Annotated in this window: 8 protein-coding genes and 1 tRNA gene; 1 reads left to right on the top strand and 8 read right to left on the bottom strand. The window is 46.7% G+C overall.

What is annotated here, in order from left to right; all coding sequences use genetic code 11:
- Window positions 1-284: 284 nt before the first annotated feature.
- From F7D20_RS00005 to F7D20_RS00040, 8 genes are all read right to left on the bottom strand, one after another.
- On the bottom strand, window positions 285-1,499 hold the full coding sequence (locus tag F7D20_RS00005; RefSeq protein WP_158462244.1) for an aminotransferase class V-fold PLP-dependent enzyme: 1,215 nt from the start codon (window positions 1,497-1,499) through the stop codon (window positions 285-287).
- Window positions 1,500-1,534: 35 nt separating this feature from the next.
- Window positions 1,535-2,878 carry a Fe-S cluster assembly protein SufD gene (sufD, locus tag F7D20_RS00010; RefSeq protein ID WP_158462245.1) on the bottom strand — a complete coding sequence of 448 codons (1,344 nt, stop codon included), beginning with the start codon at window positions 2,876-2,878 and terminating at the stop codon, window positions 1,535-1,537.
- An 88-nt stretch (window positions 2,879-2,966) separates the two neighbouring features.
- Window positions 2,967-3,725 (bottom strand): Fe-S cluster assembly ATPase SufC, encoded by a 759-nt coding sequence (sufC, locus tag F7D20_RS00015; RefSeq protein WP_158462246.1) that lies wholly within the window; start codon window positions 3,723-3,725, stop codon window positions 2,967-2,969.
- A gap of 43 nt (window positions 3,726-3,768) precedes the next feature.
- Complete coding sequence (gene sufB, locus F7D20_RS00020; protein WP_022253184.1) at window positions 3,769-5,220, bottom strand: Fe-S cluster assembly protein SufB; 1,452 nt, start codon at window positions 5,218-5,220, stop codon at window positions 3,769-3,771.
- Between the two features lie 177 nt (window positions 5,221-5,397).
- A complete protein-coding gene (gene infB, locus F7D20_RS00025) occupies window positions 5,398-8,322 on the bottom strand; it encodes a translation initiation factor IF-2 (protein WP_158462247.1) in 2,925 nt (974 codons plus the stop codon).
- A gap of 33 nt (window positions 8,323-8,355) precedes the next feature.
- The gene (gene nusA / locus F7D20_RS00030) at window positions 8,356-9,621 is read right to left on the bottom strand and encodes a transcription termination factor NusA (RefSeq protein ID WP_022253182.1); all 1,266 of its coding nucleotides are present in this window, start codon (window positions 9,619-9,621) and stop codon (window positions 8,356-8,358) included.
- Between the two features lie 3 nt (window positions 9,622-9,624).
- Entirely contained in the window at window positions 9,625-10,092 is a 468-nt protein-coding gene (gene rimP, locus F7D20_RS00035) for a ribosome assembly cofactor RimP (protein WP_158462248.1), read from the bottom strand.
- A 133-nt stretch (window positions 10,093-10,225) separates the two neighbouring features.
- Window positions 10,226-11,893 carry a S41 family peptidase gene (locus F7D20_RS00040; protein WP_158462249.1) on the bottom strand — a complete coding sequence of 556 codons (1,668 nt, stop codon included), beginning with the start codon at window positions 11,891-11,893 and terminating at the stop codon, window positions 10,226-10,228.
- Window positions 11,894-12,122: 229 nt separating this feature from the next.
- Between F7D20_RS00040 and F7D20_RS00045 the strand changes: the two genes are divergently transcribed.
- A tRNA-Asn gene (locus tag F7D20_RS00045) sits at window positions 12,123-12,196 on the top strand.
- Window positions 12,197-12,329 lie beyond the last annotated feature (133 nt).

The raw sequence follows: 12,329 nt of genomic DNA on the forward strand, positions 1-12,329 counted from the left end.
GTTTGCAGATATAAAGATTTTTATCTCTTTATTTTTCCAAGTGCAAATATAATAGAAGGGGCAGAAGCTCTTAGCCCAGGGCAACGCCCTGGGTATAATAGCAATCAGCAAGGCGCCCTGTAAGGGCAAAAGCTTTAAAACTCCTGGCAATAATATAAAGCTTTTGCCCTTACAGGGCGACAGGTTTGCGTCCAAAACAACCCAGGGCGCTGCCCTGGGCTAAGAGCTTCTGCCCCTTCAGGACGTGCCAACCGTACAGGTCAAAAGTGTTTTGAAATTCTGTACTAAAACATCTGTGCCACACGCTTCACTCCTGCTACCAAGGCGTCAACCTCTTCCTTGGTATTATAGAGCGCAAAGCTGGCTCGAACGGTTCCTAAGATGCCATAACGGTCCATCAGAGGCTGAGCACAATGATGACCTGTACGAACTGCAATGCCAAGACGGTCGAGAAGTGTGCCCATATCCATGTGATGAATATCGCCTACAAGGAAACTTACCACAGCATCCTTGCCTTCTTGCTCTCCAAAAAGTCTGATTCCATCGATGGTTCGCATCTGTTCCATACAGTAGCGTGTAAGTTCTTTCTCGTGCTGGGCAATATTGTCCATACCAAGAGCCGACACATAATCGATGGCTTTGGCCAAACCATGAGTAGCCACATAATCGGGAGTTCCTGCCTCAAACTTGAAGGGCAACTTCTCGAAAGTGGTCTTTTCGAAGCTCACACTCTCTATCATCTCGCCACCTCCCTGGTAAGGAGGCATACGGTCAAGCCACTCTTCCTTGCCGTAGAGCACGCCGATACCTGTAGGTCCATATATCTTATGACCACTGAAAGCAAAGAACTCGCAATCCAAATCCTGTACATCGACCTTGAAATGAGGTGTGCTCTGAGCTCCATCCACCATCACGGGCACATCATGCTCATGAGCTATCTTGATCATCTCTTTCACAGGATTCACCGTACCGAGCACATTGCTTACCTGGGTAATGCTGACTATCTTGGTACGTTCGTTGAACAAACTGGCGAATTCATCGATGTTTATCTCTCCTTTTTCGTTAATAGGGATAACACGGATGGCAATGCCTTTCTTGGCTGCCTGCAACTGCCAAGGCACAATATTGGAATGGTGCTCCATAGTAGAGATGATGACCTCGTCGCCCTCGCTCATAAACTCATCACAGAAAGAGGAGACAACGAGATTCAGACTCTCGGTAGTACCACGGGTAAAGATGATTTCCTCTACTTTGGGAGCATTGATAAACTTGCGTACTGTCTCGCGGGCAGCCTCATGAAGATCTGTAGCCTGCTGAGAAAGGTAATGCACACCTCTATGCACATTGGCATTGACGTTAAGATATTCGTCACGCATAGCATCAAGCACACATAAAGGCTTCTGTGTAGTAGCAGCATTATCGAGATAAACCAAAGGCTTGTCGTACACCGTTCTCGAAAGTATCGGGAAATCGGCTCTTACTTTGTTAATATCATACATATTTTTAAGAAGTTAGCTCCTTTAACTACATATTATTACTTGCAAAGCTTGCATCCCTCACACTTGTTGAGTTCACCACGGAAACGTTTTTCTACAAGATGATGAAGGCGATCACGAAGAGGCTCCAATTCCATCTTGTCAATAACTTCGTTGATAAATGCAAACTGAAGGAGTAACTTAGCCTCCTCACGGCTCACACCACGCTGCTGCATATAGAACAAGGCAGCATCGTTGAGCTGACCAACAGTACTACCGTGTGCACACTTCACATCGTCGGCATAAATCTCCAGCATCGGCTGAGTGAACATACGGGCAGTCTTCGTAGCACAGAGGTTCTGGTTGGTTTCCTGAGAAGTAGTCTTCTGGGCACCATGACGAACCAGCACTCTACCGGCAAAAGCACCACGTGCCTCACCATCAAGCACATACTTATAAAGCTCGTTGCTGGTACAATGTCCCACCTGATGATCAATGAGTGTATTGTTATCCACCACCTGATTCTTATCGGCAATGACACAACCATTGCAGAAACATTCTGCTCCCTCGCCCTTGAACACCAAGTCGAGACGGTTGCGGGTGATACCATTATGAAGGGTAATCACATTATGGTTCACACGGCTGTTGGCCTGCTGCTCTATATAAACATTGCTGACACGACGGTTCTTGTAATGAGTCTCCTCAAGACAATAAAGATCAAGACTCGCATTCTCGCCTACAAAAGCCTCAATAACCTGTGTAGCAAGGAAATTCTTGTCGTCAGCTGCATGGTCGCAGAAAAGGAACTTTGCCTCAGCGCCCTGCTCCAAGACGATGAGAACACGACGATTCACCATCAGGTCGACATCCGAGCGAAGAATATTGATGACCTGCACAGTACGCTCCACCTTTACATTCTTGGGCACATAGATGAACAAGCCATCCTGAGCCAAGACTGTATTCAGGGCAGTAATGCCATCCTCGTCTGTTTTGGCAATCTTAGCATAGTATTTCCCGATGAATTCAGGGCTTTCTGCAGCAATCTTGCTCAAAGAATCCACGATAACGCCCTCTGGAAGTTCTACCTTTGGAAGAGCTTTGTTATAGAAAGCATCATTAACCACGAAGTATAGCGAAGTACTGAGATTGGGCACATCACAACGGAAAGCCTGATAAGGGTCTACAGGAATCTCCAGTCGATTCAGGTTCAAACCATAGTCGGGCTCGAAGATGGCACTCATATCTGTGTACTTGTATCTCTCTACCTTTCGGGAAGGAAAGCCCAGGCGACGGAAGTCCTCAAAAGCTGCATCGCGCACAGCATTGAGCACCTCGGCACTGTTCTTCTTGATCATTCTCGACGAAGACTGATACAAGTCTAAATATTGTTTTTCTGAATGCATAATATTCAATTTATAATTAATAAACAACAATGAATAAACAGAGGCTTGCCTTTCATGGCAAAGCCTGTTATGATTGAGACATTATCATTTATTCTTTTTCATCTACCTCAGCCTTGATCCAGTCGTAGCCACGAGCCTCAATCTCCTTGGCAAGTTCAGGACCGGCAGTCTTCACGATTCTACCTTTATAGAGTACGTGAACCACACTTGGCTTAATCATATCGAGCAGACGCTCATAGTGAGTGATGACGATGACAGAAGTCTTGTCGGTATGCATCTTGTTCACACCATCAGCCACGATACGCATCGCATCTACATCGAGACCAGAGTCTGTCTCATCAAGGATAGAGAGCTTTGGCTCCAACATAGCCATCTGGAAAATCTCATTGCGCTTCTTCTCTCCACCAGAGAAACCTTCGTTTACAGAACGGCGAGCCAACTTGCTGTCAAGTTCAACCAACTCACGCTTCTCGCGCATCAGTTTCATAAACTCACTTGTATTCAAAGGCTCCAAACCCTGATACTCGCGCTTGGCATTGATGGCAGCACGCATGAAGTTGGTCATAGATACGCCAGGAATCTCTACTGGATATTGGAAAGAAAGGAACAAACCTTCGCGGGCACGGTCCTCTGGCTTCATATCCAGCAGGTTCTTGCCGTTGAAGATAGCCTCGCCCTCAGTTACTGTATAGAGAGGGTTGCCTGTGAGCACAGCACTCAAGGTTGACTTACCAGAACCGTTAGGTCCCATAATCGCATGTATCTCGCCGTCATTAACAGTCAGGTTGATACCTTTCAATATTTCTTTGCCTGCAATAGTTGCATGCAGATTCTTTACCTCTAACATAATTTTAGTCAATTTTTATCGATTTCATCGAGAATTATGATGATTATCCTACGGTTCCTTCGAGTGAAACACTCAGGAGTTTCTGTGCCTCAACGGCAAACTCCATAGGCAACTTGTTGAGCACATCCTTGGCATAACCATTTACGATCAGGCCGACTGCCTCCTCAGTTGGAATGCCTCGCTGATTGCAATAGAAGAGCTGGTCTTCCGAAATCTTCGAGGTGGTTGCCTCATGCTCGAACACGGCGGTATCGTTTTGCGCATCCATATATGGGAAAGTATGTGCTCCACAATCACTGCCCAACAACAATGAGTCGCAAGAACTGTAGTTACGGGCATTGTCGGCATTAGCTGTGGCACGTACCAGACCTCGATAAGAGTTCTGGCTATGTCCTGCCGAGATACCTTTCGATATAATGGTACTCTTGGTATTCTTACCCATATGAATCATCTTGGTACCTGTATCGGCCTCCTGATAATTGTTGGTAACAGCCACACTGTAAAACTCAGCTACAGAGTTGTCGCCACGCAGGACACAGGAAGGATACTTCCAGGTAATGGCGGAGCCCGTCTCTACCTGAGTCCAACTCAACTTCGAGTTGACACCACGCAAGTCGCCTCGCTTGGTCACGAGATTCAAGACTCCACCCTTTCCATGTTCATCACCAGGATACCAGTTCTGAACGGTAGAATACTTCACCTCGGCATTGTCCTTAACGATAATCTCGACAATAGCTGCATGGAGCTGGTTCTCATCACGCATAGGTGCTGTACATCCCTCTAAGTAAGAAACGTAGGCATCGTCGTCGGCAATAATCAACGTACGCTCAAACTGACCTGTATTGCGGGCATTAATGCGGAAATAGCTGCTCAACTCCATAGGACAGCGAACACCCTTTGGAATATAGACAAAGGAACCGTCACTGAACACACAGCTGTTCAAGGCTGCATAGAAGTTGTCGCGATATGGCACTACTGTTCCCAAATACTCTTTCACCAAATCGGGATGTTCCTTGATGGCCTCACCAATACTGCAGAAAATAACGCCCTTCTCTCGAAGCTTCTCCTTGAAAGTTGTCTTCACCGACACGGAGTCCATGATGGCGTCTACTGCGGTTCCACTCAGAGCCAAGCGCTCCTCCAGAGGAATGCCAAGCTTGTCGAATGTCTTCTCCAACTCAGGGTCTATCTCCTTGTTCTTAGGCTTCTTAGCCAATGGGTCGGCATAGTAAGATATCTCCTGATAGTTGACAGGTGGCACATGTACATGTCCCCACTTTGGTTCCCTAAGTGTCTTCCAGTAATGGTAGGCTTTCAGACGAAATTCGAGCATCCATTCGGGCTCTCCTTTCTTCTGAGAGATAAGGCGCACAACATCCTCGTTGAGTCCTTTCTCTATGATTTCAGTATGCACGTCGGTGGTAAAGCCATACTCATATTTCTGGTCTATCACGTCCTTGACAACCTGATTTTGTTCTTTCTCTTTCTCTGCCATTGTTATTCAGAATAACCTTTCGTTATTTTAACCATAAATAGGGATAAACCTCTTGAGGCTCATCCCTACCTTATTATATTATATATATGATAGAGCGAAAGGAAAGGTGATTTGACCGAAACTACGTTTCTTACTCCTCATTTCCAATTCTTCGCTCCTCATTCACTCTTCACTTTATTAAAGTTTCTGCTCTACCTCGATCTCTGTGAAGGTCTCGATAACGTCACCTTCCTGAATATCGTTGTAGTTGACAAGGCTCAAACCGCACTCCATACCGGTAACCACCTCCTTCACATCATCCTTATAACGCTTCAAGGCTCCGATATCTGCTGTACGAATCACGATACCGTCGCGGATAACACGGGCTTTATCCTTGGCATGTACCTTACCCTCGACAACAAGACCACCGGCAATAGTACCCACCTTACTGATCTTGAAGGTCTGCTTCACCTCTACCTGACCAGTAACAATCTCCTTCTTCACCTTGTCGAGCATACCGACCATAGCGCTCTTGATATCGTCGATAGCATCGTAGATGATGGAGTAAGTGTTGATTTCCACGCCCTCACGGTCGGCAGCCTTGCGAGCATCGGCAGATGGACGAACCTGGAAACCAACGATGACAGCATCTGAAGCAGAAGCCAGCATGACGTCGTTCTCAGAAATCTGACCCACAGCCTTGTTGACTACGTTCACCTGAACCTTCTCGGTAGAAAGTTTGATGAATGAGTCGCTCAAAGCCTCAACAGAACCGTCGGTATCACCCTTAACGATAACATTCAACTCATGGAATTCACCACGTGCGATACGGTGAGAGATATCACCAAGAGTCAAGCGCTTCTGAGTACGCAAGCCCTGTTCACGCTGCAACTGCTCACGCTTATTGGCTATCTCGCGAGCCTCCTGTTCAGTCTCGATAACATGGAACTGATCACCGGCTGTAGGAGCACCATTCAAACCAAGGATAATGGCAGGCTCTGCAGGAGCAGCCGACTTGATGTTGGCATTACGCTCATTGAACATCGCCTTCACACGACCCCAAGAAGTACCGGCAAGTACGATATCGCCTACCTTCAGAGTACCGTTGGCAACCAATACGGTAGATACATATCCACGTCCCTTGTCAAGAGAAGACTCGATGATGGTACCTGTGGCACGACGGTTAGGGTTAGCCTTCAAGTCGAGCATATCAGCCTCGAGGAGTACCTTGTCGAGCAAATCGTGAACACCGATACCCTTCTTGGCACTGATTTCCTGACACTGGTACTTACCACCCCACTCCTCAACGAGCAGGTTCATGTTAGCCAAGTCCTCACGAATACGGTCTGGGTTGGCACCTGGCTTATCAATCTTGTTGATGGCAAATACCATTGGCACACCTGCAGCCTGAGCATGGGCGATAGCCTCCTTGGTAGTAGGCATCACAGAGTCGTCGGCTGCGATGATGATGATGGCGATATCGGTGGCCTGAGCACCACGGGCACGCATGGCGGTGAACGCCTCGTGACCTGGAGTATCAAGGAATGTCACCTTGCGACCGCTTTTCAGGGTCACACTGTAAGCACCGATATGCTGGGTAATACCACCCGCCTCACCGGCAATCACATTGGTATTGCGGATGTAGTCGAGCAAAGAAGTCTTACCATGGTCTACGTGACCCATCACAGTTACGATTGGAGCACGTGGAACCAAATCGTTCTCATCATCCACTTCCTCGCTGACAGCTTCCTGAACCTCAGCGCTGACATATTCGGTCTTGAAGCCGAACTCCTCAGCCACCATATTGATGGTCTCTGCATCCAGACGCTGGTTGATAGATACCATGATTCCAACACCCATCAAGGTAGAGATAACCTGAGTAACGCTGATATCCATCATCGTAGCCAATTCGCTTACGGTAACGAACTCTGTGAGTTTCAGTATCTTACTCTCCTTCTGCTCCTGACGAACCTGGTCCTGAAGTTTCTCCTGCACAGCCTCGCGCTTTTCCTTACGGTACTTAGCACCCTTCTTGTTCTGGCTCTTGCTTGTAAGACGGGCAAGGGTTTCCTTTACCTGGCGTGCTACAGCCTCGTCGTCGACCTCTATCTGACGCTGGTTATTGCCCTTGTTGTTATTGTTCTTATTCTTGTTTTTATTCTTTTTCTTGCCGCCACCATTATTGTTATTGTTCTGGTTGCCGCCATTATTATTGTTATTCTTGCCGTTATTGCCCTGCGAAGACTCGGCATTGATGTCTACACGCTCCTTATTGATGCGCACACGCTTCTTACGCTCGCTATGCTGCTGGGCAAACTTGTCCTCACGCTCCTTACGGCGCTCCTCCTTGGTCTTTTTCTTAGGACGAGTGCTCTGATTAAGGGTAGAAAGGTCTATCTTTCCGAGCACCTTAGGCTCATTGGCAGCAAACTTCTGCTCGCTCTTCAGTGTGAAGACCGTATTGGTTGCAGCTGGCTGAGCTGCTACAGGCTGACTGGCAGCCTTTTCTTCCTTAGCTTCAGGCTTGCTTTCCTTCACCTCAGGCTTACTTTCCTTAGCTCCTGGCTTGTTGACAGGCTTGACTTCCACCTTTTCAGACTTATTTTCCGCCTTAACTTCTGGCTGCTTGGCAACAGACTCTACATCAGACTTCTGAGTTTTTTCTACTACAGGAGCTGTCTCAACAGGCTTTTCCTCCTTCTTAGGAGCATTGTTTACTGGCGCAGGACTGACGGCAGCAGTCTCTGTTTCCTTCGCCTCTGTCTTTTTAGGAGCAGCAGACTGAGCAGCATTTGCCTTGCCGATTTGGTCCAGGTCAATCTTGCCCAGCGGCTTAAACTGCTGCTGGCGGCTTGACTCGAGGATGCTTTCGGCGCGGTTGTCCTTAGGCTCTGGTGCACGCTTCTTCTCTTTGGTCTTCTTAGTGAAGAGCTTTTCTGCCTGATTACGAACTTCCTTATCCTGACTGAAGGCATCATTGAGCGCCTTATATTGTTCGTCGCTCAACTTGAAGTTCAGTTCGGCTTTCACCTCCCCTAATTCGTTTCTTTTTTCCAGGAATTCAACTGCCGTCTGAAGTCCTATGTTCAATTCACGTAGTGCTTTGTTTAATCTGATGCTCATATTTATACTTTCTATCTCCTTCTTTTTAATTTATTAATTTTCGAACTCGGCACGCAATACTTTCAAGACACTGTCAACAGTTTCCTCTTCGAGGTCTGCCTTCTCAATCAGCATGTTGCGTGGAGCCTTCAGCACCTGCTTGGCGGTATCAAGACCAATACCCTTGATGGCATCAATCACCCACTGGTCAATTTCGTCAGAGAACTCGTCCAGATAGATATCCTCATCAGCATCTGCCTCATTGATTTCACGGAACACATCGATGGTGTACTCGGTGAGCATGGAAGCCAACTTGATGTTCATACCACCACGACCAATAGCCAAACTAACCTCCTCTGGCTGCAAATACACCTCTGCCTTGTGATTTTCCTCGTCGATATTGACAGAGGTAATCTGGGCAGGAGCCAACGCACGCTGGATGAAGAGCTTGATGTTGCTTGAGTAATTGATAACGTCGAGGTTCTCGTTGCAAAGCTCGCGCACGATACCATGTACACGGCTTCCCTTTACACCGACACAGGCTCCTACTGGGTCTATGCGCTCATCAAAAGACTCTACTGCTATCTTGGCACGCTCGCCAGGCATACGTGCTATGCGACGGATGGCAATAAGACCATCATTGATCTCAGGCACTTCGGCCTCGAGGAGTCGCTGCAAGAAGATGGGAGCTGTACGGCTGAGGATAATCTTTGGATTGTTGTTCTCGTTGTCCACTCTCAGGATGACGGCACGCACGGTCTCACCTTTACGATATACGTCGGCAGGAATCTGCTCTGACTTAGGCAGGATCAACTCATTGTTCTCATCGTCTACAATGAGTACTTCGCGCTTCCATACTTGATATACCTCACCAGAGATAACCTGACCCACACGGTCCTTGTACTTGTTGTACAATGAGTCATGCTCCAGCTCGAGAATCTTGGACGCCAATGTCTGACGAAGGTTCAGGATGGCACGACGGCCAAACTTATTGAAATCAACCTTCTCGCTCACATCCTCGCCAACCTCGTAGTCAGCCTGAATCTTGCGTGCCTCAGCCAATGGGATCTCTTTGTTCTCATCCTCCACCTCGCCATCTGCTACAACCACACGGTTGCGGTAGATTTCGAAGTCACCCTTGTCTGGGTTTACGATGACGTCGAAGTTTTCATCACTACCGAAAATCTTGGCAAGCACATTGCGGAAGCTTTCCTCCAACACGCTCACCAATGTAGTACGGTCGATATTCTTGGTTTCTTTAAACTCGCGGAATGTATCAATCATACTCGCAGTTTCTTCTTGCATTTTCTTTACTGCCATAGCTTATTTGAAACTTATTACGTATTTTGTATATTTTACCTTATCCATCTGATAGGTATGCAGCACGTCCTGCTTCACAGGGCGCTTCTTGCCTTCTACCTTTACTTTCTCCTCAACACTCACACTGAAGTCGTTGCCATCTACAGAATTCAGAATGCCCTTCACCTTCTTGCCATCAGCATCGAGCACCTCCACCTCCTTACCGATGAAGTTGACGTACTGCTGTGGTACCTTGAAAGGCTGTCCAAGTCCTGCTGAACCAACTTCCAGCTCATAGTCCTCCTCATCACGATTCAAGTGGTCCTCTATAAATCTGCTCAGGGCCACACAGTCCTCTATCCACACACCATCGGCATGATCTATTTCAACGACAATCTTGTCGTCAGGACTGATTTCAATGCTTACCAAGAAATATTCCTTGTCTTGGAGCCATTCGTCAACTAATTTTTTTACGACGTTTTTATCTATCATATATTTCTTATTAAAATAAAATGAGGAACTCTTTGTGAGCCCCTCATTCCACTGAACGTTGCAAAATTACGATTTTTTTTGGTTCTGACCAAAGTTTTTTTAATATTTTATTCTACAACATGCACATTTTTAATCATTTGTGTACCTTTTCGCCCTCTTTTTCGCTGGGCCTCAGGAGTTTTTTATATTCTTCGGGTGTATTGAGCAATCTGACAGCTTCCTTCACCTGCTTGTCATAACGTAAGGAATTTCTGATAGCTCCACCCTGATAATAGTAGGCTGCCACAATATCATTTTCGAGCAAGCGCTTGATGTACTGCTTGTTATAGTCGAGATCCTTGGCCACATTGTGACTCAGTTTCTTGGCAAGGGCATCGAATTCTGGCTTCGCATCATCATAATAACCTTCAAAACGGGCCAGTTTCATCAGGTCTTTCAGATACTTCTCCGTCTCTCTGTCATACTTGAAGTCGGCTTTCAGTACACGAGCCTTAAACTCCTCGTAATCAGCATCGGTAAGAGCAAAATCCTTGGCCGGAGCTATCGTAGGATGCTTGGCTATATAATCCACCTCGTAGTTGAGCATCAGCTCGTTACTGTCGCGTGCTCCTGCCAGATAGTAAGCGATATTGGGCAGCGAGTCGGGCTTCACCTCTACATCCGGCTTCACGCCACCACCATCACGTACCTCACGTCCTCCTGCTGTATAGAACACCTTGGTAAGCGAATCGGGCACATGCTCCACATATCCACCCTTGGCATGCTTATAGTTGAGAGCCTGCACGCATCGCCCGCTGGGAATGTAATACTTGCTCGTGGTAAGTTTCATCTGTCCATTGTAAGGCAAGTCCATCGTAGCCTGAACAAGTCCCTTTCCATACGTGCGCGTACCTAATATAATAGCACGGTCATAATCCTGCAGGCTTCCACTCAATATCTCGGCTGCGCTGGCAGTATTTCCGCTCACAAGCACCACGATAGGCATCAGCGTATCAATAGGCTCCACCGTGGTTTTGTATTCATTGTTGGCACGCTGCAGCTTACCCTTCATCGTTAGCACGACCTTATCCTTGGGCAAGAACATATTCACAATGCTCACCGCCTCGCTTACAGAGCCTCCGCCATTGTTACGCAAGTCGAAGACAAGTTTCTTGGCTCCCTGCTTCTTCAAGTCGATAAAAGCACGGCGCACATCCTTGGCACACTGGTCGGTAAAGGAGTTGAAATTAATATAACCTATTCCACCGTCCAACAACCCATAATAAGGAAGAAATGGCATCTGTATGGTGCGTCGGGTGAGCTTCACCTTCATCACCTTGCCCGTACTTGGGCGCTTCACCTTAAGAATAAACGACGTGCCGGGCTCTCCGCGAAGGCGGTCGCTCACATAGCTCACCTCCTTGCCCTTCATCGTAGAGTCGTTAATACTCAGAATGATGTCACCCTTCTTAAGTCCAGCCTCCTGGGCTGGCATTCCCTCGTAAGGCTCGTTGATAACAGTATAACCCAACTGATAGTTGTATCTCACTACCGAACCTATACCAGCATACTTGCCCGTAAGCATATTCTTGAGTTCCTTCACTTCCGACTCTGGATAATACTCCGTGTACGGATCAAGGCTTCGCAACATGGCATTGATGCCGTTGCCTATCACCTCATCAGCATCGAGTGTATCCACATACATCATATCCAAATTCTTATAGATAGACGTAAAGACATCCATATTCTTAGCTACCACAAAGTCGTGATTTTTCTCCTTTTGTGCCCATGCAGGCATGGCGAGCACCATGGCGAGCACCATTACATATAATTTATTTATCATCTCGTTTATTTATTTCTAAAAACTACACTATGCGTTGAAGTACGCCTTTCGCCTACAAAAATACTCATTTATATCCTAAAAAGAAGCCTAAATCACAAAAAAATGATGTTTTTTTACTGAAAATTCATTTTTTTCTAAAAAAAATTTGGTGGAATAAAAAAAAGTCACTACCTTTGCAACCGCAAATGAGAAATCATTTACCTCTAATGCTTCAATAGCTCAGTTGGTTAGAGCACCTGACTGTTAATCAGGGGGTCGTTGGTTCAAGCCCATCTTGAAGCGCATCAAGCAAAGCCTCGCAAGTCATAAACTTGCGAGGCTTTATTGTTTTTATACATTTCTAAGTTGCGCCCTACTTTGGGCTCACCCGATAAACCAGGGGGGATTAAGCATATAGCTTTGTAAGTCTGAAAAG

Source organism: Segatella copri (assembly GCF_009495355.1).
Lineage (GTDB): Bacteria > Bacteroidota > Bacteroidia > Bacteroidales > Bacteroidaceae > Prevotella.